Raw genomic sequence first — 19041 nt, forward strand, 5'->3', positions numbered from 1 at the left:
CCGCTGTCGGGCGGCCTGGGGGTGTCAGTTGATGCGGATGAGCTTGGCCTTGAGGACGGCGAGCAGTCCGCCGTCCACGGTGACCCCCGTTCTGCCGTTGACGGTCACCGAGCGTCCCTTCACGTTCACCTCACCCGTACCCGCGTCGAGCGTGATGCCGGATGCGGAGAGGATCACGGAGCTCAGCACCCGGGTACCGCCGGGGGCGAACACCTTCAGCGCGATCTCGCTCCGTCGCTCGTCCAGCGTGACGTCGAGCCGCTTGTCGCCACTGGCCAGCCGGACACCGGACGGCCCGCGCGGGGCGTCCAGCAGTTCGAGCCGGTTGCCGGAACGGGAGACCAGCGAACGGCGGTTGACCTTGCCGCTGGTCGGATCGACCAGCGGCACGTCGTGCGGCGACGGCTTGTCGACCCCGTTGTAGAGGCCGCCCAGCACGTAGGGGCTGTCCAGGAGCCCCTGCTCGAACCCGACCAGCACCTCGTCGTTGACCTCGGGGCTGAACACCCCGCCGCCGCCCTGGCCGCCCCACTGCACCGTACGGACCCAGTCGGTCACATAGGTGTCGTCGAGCCAGGGGAACTTCAGCCGGACCCAGCCCCGTTCGGTCTTCCCCTCGCGGATGTCGGTGACCACGCCGATCGCGAGACCCGGCATGCGTGGGCCGCGTGAGGGTGCGTTCGCACCGCTGGTCAGTCCCGCCAGCGAACGGTCGGGCGCCGCGCTCACCACCACGGTCGTGCGGTAGCCGCCGTTCGGTTCGAGGACGTGATGCGCGGCGGTCGCCGTGTAGCGCCCGGCGAACGCGGGCCCGACGTTGCCGAGGGCCACCGGCTCGCCCGCCCGCAGCCGGGGGTTGCCCTCGGCGACCGCCTCGATCTCGCCGAACCCGGAGCTCACCGACGCGGCCACCGCACCGGCCACGGCGGTGGTCTCGGCCTGGGTCCGGTACGGAGTGTCGGTGACCGTCATCCGGGCGTTCGCGCCGAATGCCCCGGCCGCCAGCGACGGGCTCATCCCGGGGGACACGGTGTCGCTGCGGACGGACTGCTCGCGGGCCACCAGCCGCGTCTTGGTGTCGACGTTCCAGCCGCGCACCTCCACACTGTCCGCCCCGTCCGCGCCGGTCAGCACGGCCCGCAGGGCCAGCAGGTTGCGTCCGTACTCCAGAACCATCGGATGCCGGGTGGCCGAAGTGGCGGGCGAGGGCGCCGACGAGGCGGGCTTCGCCTTCACGAACTGCAACAGGCCCTTGTCGTCCACCCGCACGTGCGCGCCGCTCTCGCCCGCGAGGTACTGGAGGAACTCCCAGTCGGAGACATTGGGCTGGGTCAGCTGCTTGTACGTGATGGGCGCGGCCTCGATCCTTCCGCAGGCGAGCCCGGCGCCCGCGGCGACCTTGCGGACGATGTCCGCGGTCCTCATGTTGCGGTAGGCCACCACCTTCCGTCCGCGCTGGAGTCGGTGGGCCTTGGAGAACGCCCGGACGACCGTGAACGAACCGGTGGTGTCGCTGTCCAGCTCGACCGCCGTGACCTCACCGGTGAACAGCCGCTCGCGCACCCGCTCCTGCACGGTTACCACGGATATCTTCAGCGGCGTGCCTATGGTGAGACCGGTGGCGGTGAGCAGCTTGTGATCGGGGTCCCGATACATCAGCACGGCGGTGTCCGGCAGGCCGACGTTCTCGTCGACCACGCAGCTGACGAGCTGGGCCGCCCAGGCCGCCGGCAGTTCACCAGGGGCCTCGACGATCGGGTCGGCGGCGAAGGAGCGTCCCGGGGCGGTCACCGGCCTCCCTCCGAGGTGTGATCTTCCAGTCCTGGCACGACCAGCTCCCTGCCGGGGATCAACTGCATCGGGTCGTCTATGTCGTTGGCGTCCGCGATCGTGCGCCACGCGGTGGCATCGCCGTACTCCCGCCACGCGAGCAGCGGCAGGCTGTCACCGACGACGACCCGGTGGGTACGCCGTGCCTCCCGTGAGCCCGACGAGGGGTTCTGGCCGGCCGGGTCGACGCTCGCCTCCTCGATCGACAGCGAGCAGGTGGCGCGCAACGGCTTCCCGTCGACGTCGAACAACGTGTACGAGACGGAGAGGTTGGACAGCACGCCGTCGAACGAGGTCGTCTTCGACGTGCCCCAGTCGAAGCGCACCCAGGGGCTGGCGGGCGTCTTGCGGGCCAGGCTGCTCGGGGTGGGCACACAGGCCAGCATCAGCTGTTCCACCGCCTTCTCCACCGAGTTGTCATGGGTGGCCGTGGCATCCAGGAAGACCTCCAGGGACAACGCCCGGGGCCCGCTGCCCACGAATTCGGGCAGCGCGGACTGCCCGGCCATCCGGGACGGCGTACGGCGCCACTCGGTGCTCTTGCTCAGCGACAGCTTCGCCGGATTGAACTGCAACGTGAGCCGGGCGAGGTTCCCGCCCGGCCTGGCGCCGACGGCCGACGGCGGTTCCATGATGGTCAGCTGGGCGCGGGCACGGCTCGTACGGACAGCGGGTGACATGGCGCTCCTCCTTCCCGGGCTTCTCTCTTTGCCGTTCCACGGCAGTGGAATTGACGATGCATCAGGATGGCTCCAGGCCCTCGTGCGCGATCTCCAGCGTCTCGACCGCCGCCTGGGAGCTGGCGGGGTCGAAGGACGGCCCCTGCCAGCGCACCGGCACGATGCCGTGCACCTGCCAGCTGATGATCCGACTGAGGTCCGGACGCAGCGCGACGATCTCGCCGTCCTTGCGCTCGACCCGCTGGATCGTCTCGTTGAGCCACCGCGCGATCTTGAGTGTGTCGGCGGTGACCGGGCGGGTCAGCGTGATGTTGGTCCAGGTGATCCGCCCCGGCAACTGCCAGGTGAAGTCGTTGTTCCCGCCCTCGGCGTACTGCTCCAGCTCCACCTCGGCGCCCAGCCCCGAGCAGGTGTGGAAGGCGCCCAGGTCACTGCCCCCGATCACGAGCTTGAAGAACACGCTCGTCGCGAAGATGTTGTCCGTCATGTGCTTCTCTTCTTCTCTGCCGATTCCCGAGTGCCGTGCCGTGCGGGGCCGTCGTCAGCGGCGACCGTCGTACAACCGTCCGGCACGCTCCCGTCCTCTGCGCAGGTCCGCGCGGATCAGCCGGCTCACCGGGTCGAGCAGACGACGGGCCAGTTCCTCGATGTCCGTCCCGGTGATCCGGTTCGCGGCCGGAGCGTCCGTGTCGGCCGATCCGCTTCGCGACGGCTCGACGGGCTTCACCGGGGCCGCCCTCACCGGAACACCGGTGATTCCGGCGTCCGCCGCGCGACGCTGAAGCGCCTGAGCCGCCGTCCCGGGTTCGACGGCTCCGGCCGCCGCGGCGGGTGCGCGTCGCGCAACCCGTACCGACAGGCCCGGCGGTCCGGCGAGTGGAGCACCGTCGCCGGCCACCGGCCCGGTGGTGGTGGGTCCGGCGGACTCCGGCACCACCGGCGTCGCCGTCCGTTGAACCGGTGCGGTGGCTGCTCCCGGCCGGGCCGGTGCGGGCGGATGCGGGCGCACGACCGGAACCGGCTGGGCGACGGACGGCAGGGATGCCGCGGAGGGGGACGCGTACGGGGTGGCTGGTGCGGGTCGAGGCGCCGGGGACCGTGGTCCGGCGAGGCCGGCGGAGCGTGGCTCCGCGGGCTCCCCCTCCGGCCGCTCCGGCCGGTGCGCGCCGAGCAGCCGCGCCGCAGGCGCCGTCGCGCCGCCGGGTGCCGAGCGCCGTACGAGTCGCAGGAACGAGCCGCCGGCCGGCGGTCGGCGACCCGTCGGGCCGGCGCCGGACACCGGAGCACGACCGGGATCGCCGGCGGCCGTCCGGCCCGAGGGTGCCGCGCTCCGGGCAGTGCCGCGCGTCGGGTTCCCGGGCACGGAACGCTGGACGGTGTCGCCGGGAGCCGGTCCCTGGGGCGCCGGTGCCGAGCCGGCCGCACGGGTCCGGCGCGGCGGCGAGGACTCGACGGGACGAGTGCGCGGGGGAGGGGCTGTCCGCCGGGGCGCCGCGGCCGATGGCGTCCGGTGCTCCGCGGTTCCCGAACTCCCGTGTCCCGGTGACGGCGCATCGGACCCCGGCTGCCGTACGTCACGACGCCAGGTGGCCGGCACCACGGGCCGTGCCGTACTGCCCGCCGTCGCCGTCGGCGCCGAGAAGCCCTCACCGGTGCCGGTGCTCACCTTCAGGGCCCTGGCCGCCAGCAGGGCCCGCGACCGCTGGACGGTGGGCGACTGCCCGCTGGTCCCGGCGGCGGGCCCGGGTGGCTGTCCTCCCTCCCGCTGCGGTGCGATCCTCCGGGCACGTACCGGCGCGGCGGGAGCCGAAGGGCCAGGGGCGGTGGCAGGGGTGCCCGTGCGCATGGTGTCCACCGTGCGCCGGACAGTCGCGGATTCCGGTACGGAATCGGTGGAGGGGGCGGGCACGGGAGACGAGCGGACCGGCATCCCGGGAGGAGTGTTCAGCGGTGCCGACGGCTGTGCGGGACCGGCCGGTGCGGAGGTCAGGGGCGCCGTGGGCTCTCCCGCCGAAGGCGTGCCCGGCCGGGATCCCGAGGTGCCCGGCTGTGTCCGACGGCCGTCACCGAGCAGCGGGGCGTCGCTCCGGAGCCTGGCCGTCGGCGGAAGGGAAGGGAGGGGGCTGCCGATCCCGGCACGGGTACGAGCCGGTGAGCCGGCCCCGTCGGGCTCCGGTGACTGCGGTGACTGCGGTGACTGCCGTGACCCCGGGCGAACCGAAGGTTTCGACGGCTTGTGTCCGCCGGGGTGGTGCGCCCCTTCCGGCCCGGACCTCGATGCCTGTCCCGGATCCGGTGCCGACCGGTTCGGCAGAGGCTGCGGGGTCGCATTCGGGGAGTGCGCCTGTGGCGAAGGCAGGTGACGCGCCGACGGCTGCTGACGCGCCGACGGCTTCGTCGCCGCCGGCGTCGGCGTCGGCGTGGTCACCGCGGGGGCTGCTGCCGCATCCGGTGCCTGCCGTTGAAGCACGGGCATGCCCGCTTCCTGCTGCCCGGCCGGCTCGGTGGGCACCACCCCGCGTCGCCCCGCCGGGCCGGCGGGTACGGCCCCGGCGGGCAGTTCCCGCAGGGGATTGCCCAGGGCGGGGCGCATCGTCGTGGTGGCGGGGAGGGAGGTGGCGCGGTCCGGCGGTGGTGCGGCGCCCGGTGGGGCAGCGGGAACCGACCGGCCGGAGCCGCCCGACCGATCCGGTGCGGTCTGCCGCACGTCGGTGGTGGTGACCGGGACGGCGGGCGCGGAGGCCGCGGTCGGCGCGATCCCGGCGATGTGCCGGAGGACCATCGCCGGACGCCGCGCGACGATCAGGGGCGGGGCGGTCCGTCGCGGACGTACGGCCGAGGGGCCGGCCTGCTGTGACGCGGCCGGTGCCGGTCCGGTGCGTGCCGGGTGCAGTGGCGTCGGCGTCGGAGTGGCGGCCGGTCGCCTGGCCGACGTCCCCTGTGCGGGGGCCGTCCCCGCAGTGGCTTCCGGAGCGGCTGCGCCGCCCCCGGCAGTGCCGGGGGACGCCGTGGCGCCCGACCGCTGGACGGTTGCAGCAACCGGTTTCCCGGCGGTTGCGCCGCTGCGCGTCGTGCCGCCTGCCGAGGCAGGTGTCAGGTCCGTCGCAGCCTCCGCCTCCCCGTCCGCACCCGCCCGGGCGGCACGCAGCAGCAGTGGCCCACCGGGAGAGCCAGCACGCGCGCCGCCCGGACGGGCGACGCCATGGATGAGGCCCACCGGTGCGGACGGCAGTACGGCATGGCCGAGTTCGCCGCCGAACGCGACGTTCTGCCACGACGCGAGCCCGGACCTGAACCGCAGCCCGTCGCTCACCCCGATCGAGGAGCGGGCGACGGTCACCGTCGGCGGCGCGACCTGCCGCCAGCCGCCGTCCCAGCCGTCGTCGCGTCGACCGGTCGCGCTGTCGTCCCGGCCGGTCTCCGGTACCGGACTGCTTCCGCCACCGGCCTCGGCCCCGCCGGGGGAGGACCTGACGGACCGCTGCCGGTCCCCTCGGCGGAACCAGTCCCCGAACCCCACACGATCACCCGCCTTCGTTGACGCGGGTGTTGATCCGCGCTATCTCCCGCACCCACTGCTGACGCTCGCCGTGCGTGAGGTCGAGAATGTCCTCACGCTGCCAATGGAAGTGGTAGGCCACGTACGCGATCTCCTCCCGCAGGCGGGGAAGCGCGTACGTCACGATTCCCCCAGGCGCCCACCCGAGAGGTCCACCTCGAACGATCCGTGGCACAGCGGACACGTCACCGCTGCGTGCGTGTGGCCCTCGCTGTTGATCCGGCGGTAGAAGTCCTGGAGGAACGCCACATCCGTGGCGTACATCCGCTCGACCACCCCGGCGTGCACATCGGTGATGGTGCCGAGCTGGGTGATGACCTGACTCAGCAGCACCACGGACAGGTACGCCGGGTTCTCCTTCACCCGCAGGTCGATCTGCGGACGCAGCTCGTCCCGCGCCGTCGCCAGACGCATCGAGCCGTGCCGGTGCACCTGGCCCTCGTCGTCGACGTATCCGCGCGGAAGCTCGAAATCGAACTCCGTACGCAGTTCCTCCCGGTCCCGCGCCTTGGACGGAGACGGCGCGGAAGCCTCCTCGTGTGCGGCGGGCGAGGCGGGCACGAGTCCGTCGAGGACGTCGTCGAGCCCACCCGACGTAACGGTCCTGCGCCTCATTCGACCACGATCTCCTCGAAGGTGATGGTGACCGTCTCGGTGGCCGCGCTGGACTCGCCGGCCTTCAGCGAGGGGCCCTCCCACTTGCTGGCCCACCCCTGCATCAGCTGGATGCGCCGGACCGTGTCACCCTTCGAGTCCTTGATCTCGATGGTCAGGTTCTGGCGCGCGGTGTCGACGGCCCCCTTGTTGAGCGTCTCCTTGATCCAGTTGGTGAACTCGCTGCTCTGGTCGATTCCGCGGGTGATCGTCACCTCGCCCGCCTGGCGTGCGCCGGGCTGCTTGCGGATGATCTGCTTGCCCTCGGCGGTCACTTGACGGACCTCGACGACTTCCTCCTCGACGGTCAGACCGCTGACCTCTTGGATCGACTCGACGAGGTAGCCGCCGAGCTGCACGCCGAAGACGTGGGTGGAAAGAGCGTCGCCCTCTGCCATGACTCTGTGTCACCTGTTCCGTTTGCGGACCCTGCCGGGTCACTCGTTGACGAGGCTGGTGCTGTCGGAGAACTGTGCGAGACGGAAGACCACGAACTCCGCGGGCTTCACCGGCGCCACGCCGATCTCGCACACGACCTGGCCGAGGTCGATCGACTCCTGCGGATTGTTGTCGCGGTCGCACTTGACGTAGAACGCCTCCTCGGCCGTGCGGCCGAAGAGGGCGCCCCGGCGCCATTCCTCCGTGAGGAAGGCGGTGACGTTGCGCCGGATGCTCGACCACAGGCGGTCGTCGTTCGGTTCGAACACCACCCATTGGGTGCCCAGGAGGATCGACTCCTCCAGGTAGTTGAAGAGGCGGCGTACGTTGAGGTAGCGCCAGGCCGGGTCGGACGAGAGGGTGCGCGCGCCCCAGATCCGGATGCCGCGCCCGGGGAAGGCGCGCACACAGTTGACGCCGATCGGGTTCAGCAGGTCCTGCTCGCCCTTGCTGAGCCTGAGCTCCAGGTCCAGCGCACCGCGGATGACCTCGTTGGCGGGGGCCTTGTGCACCCCGCGCTCACCGTCGCTGCGCGCCCAGACGCCGGCGACGTGACCGCTCGGCGGCACCAGGGAGTTGTGGCCGGTCGCCGGGTCGAGGACCTTGAGCCACGGGTAGTACACGGTCGCGTAGCGCGAGTCGAACCCGGCGTCGTCGTTGCGCCAGGTGCGGACCTGCTGGGCGCTCATGCCCGGGGGAGAGTCCAGGACGGCCACCCGGTCGCCCATCTGCTCACAGTGTGAAATCACCGCCAGTTGCACGGTCTTGACGCCCTCGGCATCGATGTCCCCGCGCCGGTGGGCGCTCATCAGGTCCGGAACGGCGACCATCGTGATCTCGTCGATCGCTTCGAGGCCGGCGAGCCCGGTGCGGGCCGCGGCGTCACCGACGTACTCGGCCGGGTCGATCCGTGCGACTCCGGTTCCCGGGGCGGCAGCGGCGGGCGCGAGGGAGAGGCTCTGGTTCCCGGGGCGGCTCTGGGCCTCCCCGGGCTGCTCGGTGACCTCGATGAGCTTGGACTGGCGGGCCTGCGTGACCAGGTAGCCCTTGACGCTCTTGCGGGTGGAGACGTCGAAGGTCTCCACCACCTTGCCGCCCTGCCGCACCAGCAGCCGGAACCGGTCCTCCGGAGGGTTCTCGCCCTCGGCGTCGGCGACCTCCACGGAGAGGTCCCCACCCGTACCGGGCCGCGCGGAGACCAGGAAACCTCCGAGGGCGACCGACGGGGTTGCTCCGGGTGCGGATCCCTGCGCCGAGTCCTGCGCGACGCCGCCGATGCGCACGATGTAGGCCGCGCCGCCGCCGTTGGCGAAGTAGCCGTGGACGGCGAGCGTCAGGTACGTGTCGGCGACGAAGGTGCCGAAGGTCTGCACGTACTGGTCCCAGCTCGTCACCAGTGTCGGCCGGTGGAAGGGGCCCGTCTGTGCGAAACCGACGAAGGCTGCGACCGCGGTGCCGACTCCCTCGATGGGCCGCGCTCCGGACTGCACCTCCTCCACGTATACACCGGGGGTGAGGTACGACGGCATGCTCGCTCCTTCGGGTGGTCATTCGGTCGCCGTTCAGTCTTGCCCCGCGGCCGCGGCGGACAGTAGGCCTCAAAGTCCTGGGCACGGGGCAAGGACGCTGCCTTTCCAGGCACCCGGACGACAGGGAACGCTTCCCCGAGCGGACCGTTCGCGGCAGGCGTCGCAATCCTCGGCTCGACGCATTTCCCGGTTCGGTCGTGCAAGGGCGAGACGGAATCCGGATACACGGAAGGTTCTGGCCGGTTCGGAGACGAGGGATTCGCCGGACCGGCGGATGTCCGGCGCCGGTGAATGCCGGCGTGTGTGATCTCCCCGTTCCCCGGGATTCCCGGAGCGGCTGTCAATGATCACAGTGGTCGGGGAATCGATGCCTCGGCGATTAATTTCAGCCAGAATTCGCCACGCGGTTGACTGTGCGGCCGGGTTGTCCGCGGTCGGACCGCCCGGGGCCGCGCCGACCGGACCTCCCGGCGTCCCGCCCGAAGGCGTCGGCGACGGCTCAGCGGGGATCGGTCCGTCCCCGGGCAGCCTGCCTTCCCCGCCGGTCGGCGGCGCTGCGGGGATTCTGGGAGGCCCGGCCCCGCGGGGATTCGGGAGACCCGGCCCCGCGGGATGCGCGGGGGAAGGGATCCGCCAAAGACCGGCAAGCCGGGTTCCCCCCGGTCGGGATTTCTGCTGTTCTCGTCCCGCAGAGGGGAATCGGGAAGTTCGGCGCTGTTGTTCCTACCGTGCGAGATCGCTCAGTATGCCGCTGACATTGAGTACCTGATGGCACCTGGAAGCCTGAGTTCCGGTCGCCGGAGTGCCAGGTTTGGCACAGGTCACGGAAGCGGTGACAGTCGCGTTCTCCGGAATCTGGATGGGGGTGACCCAGTGATAGTCCTGATTGCGAAAGGTCTCCAGAGCGATGGTGGTGATCTTCCGCTCCCCGAAGGAGATGGTCAGCACCCCTTCGTCCCCCTGGAAGTTGGCCACCACGATGTCCGTGACGCCGAACGTCTTCCCCTGCGGAACCCGGTACGTCCCCTCCTTCCCGGCCCCTGCCCGGGTCTGCACGTCGATCGTCGCCGAGCTCTGCTGAGTGCTCCCGCCGCCCGCGCCCGCCGTCGAATTGGAACCGCCCGTACCGGAGCTTCCCGGCGCGGTGGACTCGCCCGGACCGGCCCCTTGCCCCTGGCCACCGGCCGGGTTGCCCGTGCCGCCCGAAGGGGTCGCCCCCGGCTGTTCGTCGCGGGCCCTCTCCTTCTGCGCGGCCTCGGTGCCCGCCTGCTTCGCCGTGCTCCGCACCGCGGGCCGGACCAGTGCGAACCACGCGATGAGCAGCGCGAGCAGCGCGGCCAGGACGATCAGCAACCATTTGGGCAGCACCGGCAGTTGAGCGAACTCGCCCGACAGCGTCTCGGTCCGTCCGGTCCCATCGCCGCCGGTGTCCACCCCGGCACCTTCGGCCGCCTCGACCTCGAACGGCCAGGAGACCGGCTCGCCGAACCAGATCAGCTTCCGGGCCCGTACCCGCAGGCGCACCTCGGCGGACTCGCCCGGTTCCAGACGCCGTTGGCCCGGCACGAACGCCAGGCGGAGATCCTCGCCGGCCTGCTTGCCGGTGAAAGCGACATCGACCGCGGTGTTCCCCATGTTCTGTACCGAGGTACGGAACCGGGCACCCAGCCAGCCGCGGCGTCGCCGCGGATCCAGCTCCGCCCGGAGCTCGTGAAAGGGCTCGACGACCACCGTGGCCTCGGGGACCGCGACCGACTCGGGGCGCTCCGTGGGCAGAACGCGGACACCCAGGGGTATCTCGCCCGCCCGGACCTCGTGGGACCGGGGCGGCGCGAGGCGTACGGTCACCACCTCGGAGGTGCCCGGGTAGAGGGACACACGCGCCGGCTCCACGGTGCTCCACGCGGCGCAGTCGCCGACCACTTCGAGCGTGTAGGCCTCGACGATGTCGCCGTCGTTGCGCACGGTCAGGGTCGTCGTCGCCTCGGCGCCGGGCGACACCGTCACCGTGGACATTTCGAGTTCGGCAGATGTGGTCACGATGCGACGTTAATCCGCCTCGGTGGTCGTGCAGCAGAGACGCGAGGGCAACGAGCGGGCAGGGGTGGTGCCCCGACGGCCCAACGGCACGGTGTCCCCGCGACCCCTCCCCGGGCCCGGTCCCCCTGCCGATGACCGGAGCGGGTGAGAACGGCGAAAGGCACATCGGGCGGAAGCACTTGAGAAAGACGAGCACGGAACGATGACGACGACAGACACGAAGAACAGAGCGGCGGAACGCGGTCAGTACCGCAGGCCCGCTGCACACGAGCGCTCTGCGGAGGGCGGCGCCGGGAGGACTGCCGAGGGCAGGGTCTCCGTGGCCGTGTACGCGGAGGACCTGATCCTCCAGACCGGCATGGTGCACCAGTTGCGCCCACGGCCGGAGATAGAACTGCTGGCGGAGTCCGAGGCCGAACGGGCCCAAGTCTCCTTAGTGGTGGTGGACATGGTGGACGAGCCCACCATCCAGCTCCTGCTGCGTCTCCAGCGCAACACCACGACCCGCACCGGCCTGGTCGTCGGATTCTTCGAATCGGGTGCGCTCCAGACCATGATCGAGTGCGGCGTCGCGGCCGTGCTGAGGCGCGGAGAGGCCGACCAGGACCGTCTCGTCCACCTGGTGACGGCGATAGCGAACGGTGAAGGCGTGCTGCCGGGCGACCTGCTCGGAAAGCTACTCGACCACGTCAGCAGCCTCCAGCGCACGGTCCTCGACCCCCGGGGACTCTCGCTCTCCACCCTCACGACACGGGAGGCGGAGATGATCAGGCTGGTGTCCGAGGGATTCGGCACCGCGGAGATCGCGCAGAAGACCTCGTACTCCGAACGCACCGTCAAGAACGTCCTGCACGAGGTGGCGACACGGCTCGAACTGCGCAACCGGGCCCACGCCGTCGGCTACGCCATGCGCCACGGACTCATCTAGTGCCGTGACCGGCAGTGTTTGCCCCGTGAGGAGTGTCGTCCAGTGCGTGCGATGGCAAGGCGGCCGGAAGTCCTTGTAGCGGAGCTCCAGGATTTTTGGGCGACGCCGCGAGCGTGCGTGCTGGACGGCGCGACGGGGCAAAGCCTGCCGGGAGGGGCACTGGGGTCTTTCGTTCGGATCGGCCCGGATCGGCAAGCGAGGGGCGGCACCGGGGCACGGAAGCCCGGCGTGATCCGAACACGAGGCCCCGGTCCCGTCGCGGGCTCCCACGCGAAGACGTACGAACGTCGCCGCGCGGGAGCCCGGCAGGTGTCCGGGAAGGAAGGCCGGGGGGAGAGGCCGCCGCAAAGGGCAGCGGCCGCTTCCCCCGCTCCGGGTCCTCCGGGCCTGTTCTTGGTTCCCCCGCGCACGCGATGCTTGTGAGGGAGAGTCACCAACCAGACTGTGAGGTGGGCCGTGACCGGCACTGCTGGCCCGGCGAGGCATACGCGGCTGCGACGGCTGACAGGCGTCGTGGTGCTGTTGGCGCCGCTGCTGGTGGCGGGCTCCGCCGCCCCGCAGGACGCGCCGGGACTCGCGGCCGCGGCGGACGACGTCCCGGCGGACGCGGGACGCATCGCTTTCGCCGGAACCGAACACCGCAGCCTCGGCCGGGTGTCCGACCCGCAGACCAGTGCCCCGCTGTTCGGCCCCGGACCGGCCCACTACGACCAGGATCCTTCCGTACGCGGTGACGTGCTGGTCTTCACCAGCCTGCGCGACGAGGCCCGACCGCAGGTGTACGTGCGCGACGCGGACGGAGCGGTCCGCAGGCTCACCACCGACCGGGACGCCGCACACCCCGAACTCTCCCCGGACGGACGGACCGTGGTGTTCGACTCCGCGGAGCCGGGGCCGGGCGACTCGGTCCAGCGCGATCTGTGGACGGTCGGCGTCGACGGCTCCGGCCTGCGACGGCTGACGGACACCGCCGCCGACGAGAACTCCCCGACGTTCTGCCCGGACGGCTCCCGGATCGCGTACTCCGCTGACGGCGATCCCGTTCGGGGTCGGCAGATATACGAACGGGCCGTGTCCGGTGGCGGGGTGACCCGGATCAGCGACGCCCCGGGCGGCGACGCGACCGAGCCGGTGTGGAACCCGGTGGACGACGACTCCCATCGTGCTCTCGTCGCGTACACCCTCACGACGGACGACGAGACCGGACCCCGGCTCCGGGCGACCGAGGGCATCGGGACCGACCGCCCCCTGCTGGCCGGTGTCCAGACCGACTGGCGGACCCGCTCGGCCGCCTGGCTGCCGGACGGGAACGACCTGCTCTTCCTCAGCCCCGATACGACCTGCGGGTGCAAGGAGTTCGACCATGTCTACCGGGCGACCGCCTTCACGGACACCGAACCGCGGACGGTGCTCGGCGAGGACCGCGAGGTCGAATCGCCCGCCTGGCTCGGCACCCCGGACTCCGGGACCGCCGTCGTCGCGCGGAGGACCGCCTCGGCGGCGAACGACGTGACGCTCCAGGACGTCGCACAGGACGGTTCGGACCCGCGGGACCTCGGGCTCACCCTTCTGCGCGAGGACCCGGCCGCCCGTACGAACACCGACCCCGCCGCCGACCCGCTGTTCAACCCGGCGGAGGGATACGACCCGTGGACCGAGCGGCAGAACTACACACCGGACGGCAGGCGCATCGTGGTGACCCGCTTCGAGGATTCGGACGCCGGGCGCATCGAACGCATCTGGATGGCTGATGCCGACGGGTTGAACGCGGCACCGATGCCGCTCGCCGGACGCGGCGCCCTCGACTGGGACACCGACCCCACCTTCTCGCCGGACGGCTCCAGGCTGGCGTTCACCAGGACCTCGCCCGGCGGGGTCGGCGGGGCCGCGGGGCCGAGCAGCATTCTCATCGCGGACGTCGCCACGGGAGCGATCACCGGCCGGATCGTGCCGCCGGACGGGCAGTCGGCGGGCGGCGACGCGCAGCCGACCTGGTCGTCGGACGGAACCACCCTCGCATTCACCCGCAACCACGTGATCCGGGGCCTCGGCGGCATCAAGCACGTCTGGACCGTGCCGGTGTACGCGCTCGACCAGCAGCGGGACCTCAGCGTCACCGCGTGCCCCGGCGAATGCAAGGTGATCGACGACAGCCCCGCGTTCTCCCCCGACGGCGGGACGCTCGCCTTCAACCGCAAGGACGGCGGGGGCAGGGTCAATGAGCGCGCCGGAATCCTTGTGACCTCGCTGACCGGCGGCGGGTGCCGGGTCGTGCTTCCGTCCGTCCAGCGGGACAACCCCGACGCATGCAGCCAGGAGATTCCCGACACCTCGCTGACCGGGCCCTTCCAGCCCCGGGACGTGGCCTGGTCGCCGGACGCGGGACGGCTGGTGCTCAGCTCACGCAGAGCGCTCGCGGCCAACTCCCCGGAGCAGTTGTCCGTACTCGACCTCGCCACCGGCGAACTGAAGCCGCTCGACAACGGACTGACCGGGCGTCAGAAGGAGCCCAGCGTGCAGCAGTCCGTCGACCTGTCACTCACCGCACCGCCCACCGGACCCGCGGTGGACGTCGGTTCCTCCGTATCGGTGACGGTCACCGTCACCAACCACGGCCCGGCACCCTCGCCCGGCACCACATTCACCGTGGACACCCCGCCCGGTGTGCGCCTGGAAGAACTCACCACCCCGGCCGGGTCCTGTGCCACCGGGGCGCCGCAGTGCGACCTGGGCGTTCTCCGGCCCGGGGCCGGGGTGGACGTCACCGCCCGGCTGACCGGCGTGACGACGGGGGACCAGCAGATCGGCTGGTCGGTCGACGGAGCCGTGGTCGACCCGAATCCCACGGACAACGCCACCACAACGATCGTCCCGGTCCAGGACGCGCCGCCGACACCCACCCCGTCGCCGTCGACCTCGCCGCCCACACCGCCCCGGCCTCCCGTCCCGCCGCCGCCCGAACCCGAGGCGGGGCCCGGCGTGGTGGTGCGGGCACAGCCCAGCCCCGGCTACGTCGGAGGCCGGGTGGTGGTGACGTACACCGTGCGCAACGGCAGGAACGCGCTCGCCACCGGCCTGCGGCTCGGACTCGGACTGCCCGCGCGGATCCCGGCGGGTCCGCTTCCGGCGGGCTGCGCCGCCGGAGTGTGCACGCTGCCCGACCTGGCACCGGGAGCCTCCACGGTCGTCCGCGTCGTGCTCTCGCCGGACCGGGCGCTGAGAACAACCGTCACGGGAAGGCTGTCCACGACCGGTACCGACGCCGACCCCGGTGACAACGTCTCCAGGATCCCGCTGCGCATTCTCCAGCCCCGTATCGTCGCGGTGCCCGCCGTCGGCAAACCGGGGTTCGTCACCTCCGTCCGGGGCAAGGACTTCCCGCCCGGAGCACCGGTGAAGCTCACCTGGAAGCCCGGGATCACGGCAACCGCCCCGCCCACCGTCCCGCGCCGGGACGGAACGTTCATCGCGCAGTTGCTGATTCTGGTGAAGGACGAGACGGGACCGCGCACGATCACCGCCGAGGGACCGGGATTCAGCCCGGTCACCACACCCTTCCTGGTGGTCAGCGGCACCATCGTCCCGCCGGACGAGGTGGGGCGCAGATGATCCACGAAGTCGACGAGGGGCTGCGGCTGCTGCTGGTCGACGCCGGCCTCCAGGAGAACGGCGTCGACCTGGTCTTCGACGCACCGACGAAGGACTGGTCCGCCCGGCGCAACGCCCCCACGGTGAGCGTCTTCCTCCACGGCATCCGTGAGGACGCGGCCCGTCGCCGTACCGGTACGGCCGAGGAGTACGACGACCAAGGAGTGGTCGTCGGCTGGCGGACCCCGCCGCGCTGGTTCGAGCTGACCTATCTGGTGACCGCCTGGACCAATCGCCCGCAGGACGAACACCGCCTGCTCTCCGAGGTGTTGCGCTGCCTCGTGCGGTCGGACGTCCTGCCCGCCCGGATGCACACGGGCAGCCTCGCCGAGCTCGGGCTGACCGTGGAGATCGAGGCGGCGGGTCCGGGCACCGACCGGCCGTCCGCCTCGGACGTGTGGTCCGCGCTCGGCGGTGAGCTCAAGGCCGCGATCGACCTGCGTGTGTGGGCGCCGCTGGCCGGTGAACGCAGTTCGGCCGGCCCACCGGTCACCGAAGGACTGGTGGTCAAGGCCGCGCCCGCGCGGGACGGCGACGGGACGGGACCGGGGCGTCGACTGCGCTACGAAGGGGCGTCCGACCCCGGCGGGCAGGGCTTCGCAGCCGAACGTGAACGGCAGTTGCCGCCCGGTCGGCGCAGGCGCGGAGGCGGGGCTCGATGACCACGAAAGGCACCCGTACCGTCCTCGAACCGCCCGGCACCCCGACGGCGGCCGTCGAGGACCTCTGGCAGCGGTTGGGGCACGTCGAGCGGCGGGTCAGGCAGGCCGTGGCGGACCGGCGTGCCATCGACCCGGAACCGGACGATCCGTACCGGGGGCAGTACCTCACCCCCGAGGCGGCCGAGCGGATCCTGGCGTCCCGCGACGCGTTCTCGCCCGTACCGCCCTACGATTTCGAGCCTTCGCCGCACTCCCCGCCGGGGAGCCGGATCCGTGGGCTCGCCGAGAACTTCGGCCTGGTGCCGCTGGACGTCGAGCTTCTGCTGGTCGCGATGGCGCCGGACATCGACATCCGGTTCGAACGGCTCTACGGCTACCTCAACGACGACCTCACCCGGCGAAGGCCGGCCATCGGCCTGGCACTCGAACTCTGCGGGCTGCCCGCCGCGAGCTCCGGCCGCTTCCGGTTCTCGCCGTCCGCGCCGCTGGTCGCGAGCGGGCTGCTGGAGGTCCTGGAGGCCGACCGTCCGCTGCTGTCGCGGGTGCTGCGCGTGCCGGACCGGATCACCGCGTACCTGCTCGGCGACGACGAGCCGGACGGGAGGCTCCGCGGTTTCGTCCGGGTGGCGGGACCCGAGGAGGAGACGGACACGGGACCTGAGAAACTGCGGGTCGCGGCGGCGCTGGACTCGGGCAGCGGCCTCGTGCATCTGCTCGACCGGGGCGGCGACCCCGGAGCACTGGCGGTCGAGGCGCTTCGCGCCGCAGGGCGTCGTCCGCTGGTGGTCGACGTCCCGGCGTTCGCCATCGCTCCCGAACCGGCGGAACTCGTGAGGACCCTGGCGGCCGAGGCCCGGCTGAGCAACGGCGGCGTCGTCCTCGGACCGCTCGAAGCGCTCGCCCCCGAGCGGCCCGAGGGGGCCCGGCTGCTCGGCAGCCTCTGCGCGGCGGTCAGCGGTGCCCCCCTGATCGCGTACGGAAAGAAGAACTGGGACCCCCTGTGGACCAGGGAGAGCCCGGTTCCGGTCCGTGTCCTGCCGCCCGGCCCCGCGGACGTGGCGCGGCAGTGGCGCCGCGCACTCACCGATGCAGGCACTTCCGTCGGGCTGCCCGCCGAGAACGTGCCGCCCGACGAGGGACTCATCGAGACCACCACTGCCTACCGGCTCGACTCCGAGCAGGTGCGCAAGGCCGCCGCCGTCGCCTCCCGGCTGGCTGTTCTGGAGGAGCGTCCGGTGGACGCGCGGGACCTGCGCACGGCGGTACGGGCACAGAACGGCGCGGGGCTCGAACGGCTCGCCCGTCGCATCGAGCCCGCGGTCGGCTGGGACGACCTCGTGCTGCCCTCCGCGACCCGACACCAGTTGTCCGAACTCGCCCTGCGCGCACGCCATCGCGAGCAGGTGCTCGGCCGGTGGCGCATGCGGCCGGGCGGTGGCCGCGGGCGGGGGGTCGTCGCGTTGTTCGCCGGTGAGTCGGGCACCGGCAAGACCATGTCCGCCGAGGTGGTGGCGTCGGAGCTCGGCATGGAGCTCTACGTCGTGGATCTGTCCATCGTGGTGGACAAGTACATCGGTGAGACCGAGAAGAATCTCGAAAGGATCTTCGTCGAGGCATCCGACGTCAACGGCATCCTGCTGTTCGACGAGGCGGACGCCATCTTCGGGAAGCGCTCGCAGGTCAAGGACGCGCACGACCGCCACGCCAACGTGGAGTCGGCCTATCTGCTCCAGCGGATCGAGTCCTTCGACGGGATCGCGGTACTCACCACCAATCTGCGCGCCGATCTCGACGAGGCCTTCACCCGCCGCCTCGACATCATCGCGGAGTTCCCCATGCCGGACGCGCAACAGCGACTGGCCCTGTGGGACCGCTGCCTCGGGACGGCGGTCCCACGCGACGCGGGACTCGACCTGGAACTGTGCGCAGAGCGCTTCGAGTTGGCGGGCGGATCGATCCGCGCCTGCGCGGTGACCGCCGCCTACCAGGCGGCCGAATCCGGGAGACCGCTCGGCATGGAGCAGATCGTCTCGGCCGTGCTCCAGGAGTACCGCAAACTCGGCCGGCTGGTCCTGGAGAACGAGTTCGGCCCCTGGCTGGACCGTGCGCAGCGCCGCGACGGAGGTCGGAGCTCCTTGAGCTGAGGGCCGAGCCGGCATTCGGGCCCCTCGGGAAACCGGGGCCCGGGCCCTGCGATGCTTGGCACACCGAGGCCGACCGGCACGCCACCTGCGGGCCGTCGATCCCGCTCGTGCTCGTGTGCAGGAGAGTGAGTTCCGGCACGCGCGTGCGGAAAGCGCGCGGGCATGGTCGAGGCTGGTGCCTCGTCAGCTCAGCCGACGCACCGGTCAGGAGAAGGATGAAACCCGCACGGTTCGAAGAGAGGATCTACGCCGCAGAGCTCGCTCCCCGGCTGCGGCACGTCCGCTGGATCGGCGGCGGGAGCGGCGCGGGCAAGTCGACGATCGCCCGCCGGCTCGCGGATCGCTACGGATGGCGTCTCTACGCGACCGACGACGTGATGGGCGATCACGCGCGGCGGACCACACGCGAGGAGGCCCCCTTACTGCACCGGTTCATCGCCATGGACATGGACGAGCGATGGGTGAACCGATCTCCGGAAACGATGCTTGAGACGTTCCACTGGTTTCGAGGCGAAGGCTTCGACCTGATCGTCGAAGACCTCCTTCGGCTGCCGCCTGAGCCCGGTGTCGTCGTCGAGGGCTTCCGGTTGCTGCCACACCTCGTGAAACCTCTTCTTGCCGTTCCTGACCACGCCGTCTGGCTCCTTCCCACCCCCGAATTCCGCCGGACCGCCATCGGGGGACGGGCCGCACCAGGTGGGCGATTCACACACAGGACCAGTGATCCGGACCGGGCCGACCGCAACATCGCCCGACGCGATCACCTGTTCACCGAACGCCTTCGGGAGGAAACCGAACGTCTCCGACTGCGCACCATCGAGGTCGGGACGGCGATGACGGAGGACGATCTCGCCGAGCGGGTGATCACGGGGTTCGGACTCTGACAAGGGCCGGCGCGGCGTGCCGGCTCGCCGGGGGAGAGCGTGATC

14 protein-coding genes are annotated in these 19041 nt (G+C 71.7%); 5 read left to right on the forward strand and 9 right to left on the reverse strand.

Features of this window, described 5'->3' with window-relative positions; translation table 11 throughout:
* Positions 1-24: 24 nt before the first annotated feature.
* The 9 genes from ACIQCZ_RS11580 to ACIQCZ_RS11620 all read right to left on the reverse strand — a co-directional run bounded on the left by ACIQCZ_RS11580 (position 25) and on the right by ACIQCZ_RS11620 (position 10706).
* Complete coding sequence (locus ACIQCZ_RS11580) at positions 25-1791, reverse strand: VgrG-related protein (RefSeq protein ID WP_402281579.1); 1767 nt, start codon at positions 1789-1791, stop codon at positions 25-27.
* Positions 1788-2510 (reverse strand): LysM peptidoglycan-binding domain-containing protein, encoded by a 723-nt coding sequence (locus ACIQCZ_RS11585; RefSeq protein ID WP_402281581.1) that lies wholly within the window; start codon positions 2508-2510, stop codon positions 1788-1790. Before ACIQCZ_RS11585 ends, ACIQCZ_RS11580 begins: the two co-directional genes overlap by 4 nt.
* A 61-nt stretch (positions 2511-2571) precedes the next feature.
* Positions 2572-2997: a phage tail protein gene (locus ACIQCZ_RS11590; RefSeq protein WP_351083600.1), complete on the reverse strand. Its 426-nt coding sequence runs from the start codon at positions 2995-2997 to the stop codon at positions 2572-2574.
* Between the two features lie 54 nt (positions 2998-3051).
* Positions 3052-3447 (reverse strand): hypothetical protein, encoded by a 396-nt coding sequence (locus ACIQCZ_RS11595; RefSeq protein ID WP_402281583.1) that lies wholly within the window; start codon positions 3445-3447, stop codon positions 3052-3054.
* A gap of 2587 nt (positions 3448-6034) precedes the next feature.
* Positions 6035-6193 carry a DUF6760 family protein gene (locus ACIQCZ_RS11600; protein ID WP_003966147.1) on the reverse strand — a complete coding sequence of 53 codons (159 nt, stop codon included), beginning with the start codon at positions 6191-6193 and terminating at the stop codon, positions 6035-6037.
* Positions 6190-6684 carry a hypothetical protein gene (locus ACIQCZ_RS11605; RefSeq protein WP_402281584.1) on the reverse strand — a complete coding sequence of 165 codons (495 nt, stop codon included), beginning with the start codon at positions 6682-6684 and terminating at the stop codon, positions 6190-6192. The genes ACIQCZ_RS11600 and ACIQCZ_RS11605 overlap by 4 nt, the downstream gene beginning before the upstream one ends.
* Positions 6681-7121, reverse strand: a complete 441-nt coding sequence (locus tag ACIQCZ_RS11610) for a phage tail protein (RefSeq protein ID WP_351083593.1) — start codon at positions 7119-7121, stop codon at positions 6681-6683. Before ACIQCZ_RS11610 ends, ACIQCZ_RS11605 begins: the two co-directional genes overlap by 4 nt.
* 39 nt (positions 7122-7160) lie before the next feature.
* Positions 7161-8690, reverse strand: coding sequence for a phage tail sheath family protein (locus ACIQCZ_RS11615; RefSeq protein ID WP_402281585.1), 1530 nt, complete (start codon positions 8688-8690; stop codon positions 7161-7163).
* 723 nt (positions 8691-9413) lie between these two features.
* A complete protein-coding gene (locus ACIQCZ_RS11620) occupies positions 9414-10706 on the reverse strand; it encodes a hydrolytic protein (protein WP_402282151.1) in 1293 nt (430 codons plus the stop codon).
* A gap of 226 nt (positions 10707-10932) precedes the next feature.
* Between ACIQCZ_RS11620 and ACIQCZ_RS11625 the strand changes: the two genes are divergently transcribed.
* From ACIQCZ_RS11625 to ACIQCZ_RS11645, 5 genes are all read left to right on the forward strand, one after another.
* The gene (locus tag ACIQCZ_RS11625; protein ID WP_376214932.1) at positions 10933-11658 is read left to right on the forward strand and encodes a response regulator transcription factor; all 726 of its coding nucleotides are present in this window, start codon (positions 10933-10935) and stop codon (positions 11656-11658) included.
* A gap of 456 nt (positions 11659-12114) precedes the next feature.
* Positions 12115-15267, forward strand: coding sequence for a hypothetical protein (locus ACIQCZ_RS11630; RefSeq protein WP_402281587.1), 3153 nt, complete (start codon positions 12115-12117; stop codon positions 15265-15267).
* Entirely contained in the window at positions 15264-15968 is a 705-nt protein-coding gene (locus tag ACIQCZ_RS11635; protein WP_402281588.1) for a DUF4255 domain-containing protein, read from the forward strand. The genes ACIQCZ_RS11630 and ACIQCZ_RS11635 overlap by 4 nt, the downstream gene beginning before the upstream one ends.
* Positions 15965-18112, forward strand: a complete 2148-nt coding sequence (locus ACIQCZ_RS11640; RefSeq protein ID WP_402281589.1) for an AAA family ATPase — start codon at positions 15965-15967, stop codon at positions 18110-18112. The genes ACIQCZ_RS11635 and ACIQCZ_RS11640 overlap by 4 nt, the downstream gene beginning before the upstream one ends.
* 215 nt (positions 18113-18327) lie before the next feature.
* Complete coding sequence (locus ACIQCZ_RS11645) at positions 18328-18996, forward strand: hypothetical protein (protein ID WP_402281590.1); 669 nt, start codon at positions 18328-18330, stop codon at positions 18994-18996.
* The last annotated feature ends 45 nt before the right edge of the window (positions 18997-19041 follow it).

It is taken from the genome of Streptomyces sp. NPDC093149 (assembly GCF_044754145.1).
GTDB lineage: Bacteria > Actinomycetota > Actinomycetes > Streptomycetales > Streptomycetaceae > Streptomyces.

What these genes read in the sequence shown, in the direction of transcription:
- ACIQCZ_RS11585 (WP_402281581.1), bottom strand. Translation starts at nt 2,510, where the DNA reads ATGTCACCCGCTGTCCGTACGAGCCGTGCCCGCGCCCAGCTGACCATC.
- ACIQCZ_RS11590 (WP_351083600.1), bottom strand. Translation starts at nt 2,997, where the DNA reads ATGACGGACAACATCTTCGCGACGAGCGTGTTCTTCAAGCTCGTGATC.
- ACIQCZ_RS11605 (WP_402281584.1), bottom strand. Translation starts at nt 6,684, where the DNA reads ATGAGGCGCAGGACCGTTACGTCGGGTGGGCTCGACGACGTCCTCGAC.
- ACIQCZ_RS11610 (WP_351083593.1), bottom strand. Translation starts at nt 7,121, where the DNA reads ATGGCAGAGGGCGACGCTCTTTCCACCCACGTCTTCGGCGTGCAGCTC.
- ACIQCZ_RS11615 (WP_402281585.1), bottom strand. Translation starts at nt 8,690, where the DNA reads ATGCCGTCGTACCTCACCCCCGGTGTATACGTGGAGGAGGTGCAGTCC.
- ACIQCZ_RS11620 (WP_402282151.1), bottom strand. Translation starts at nt 10,706, where the DNA reads ATGTCCACGGTGACGGTGTCGCCCGGCGCCGAGGCGACGACGACCCTG.
- ACIQCZ_RS11625 (WP_376214932.1), top strand. Translation starts at nt 10,933, where the DNA reads ATGACGACGACAGACACGAAGAACAGAGCGGCGGAACGCGGTCAGTAC.
- ACIQCZ_RS11635 (WP_402281588.1), top strand. Translation starts at nt 15,264, where the DNA reads ATGATCCACGAAGTCGACGAGGGGCTGCGGCTGCTGCTGGTCGACGCC.
- ACIQCZ_RS11640 (WP_402281589.1), top strand. Translation starts at nt 15,965, where the DNA reads ATGACCACGAAAGGCACCCGTACCGTCCTCGAACCGCCCGGCACCCCG.
- ACIQCZ_RS11645 (WP_402281590.1), top strand. Translation starts at nt 18,328, where the DNA reads ATGAAACCCGCACGGTTCGAAGAGAGGATCTACGCCGCAGAGCTCGCT.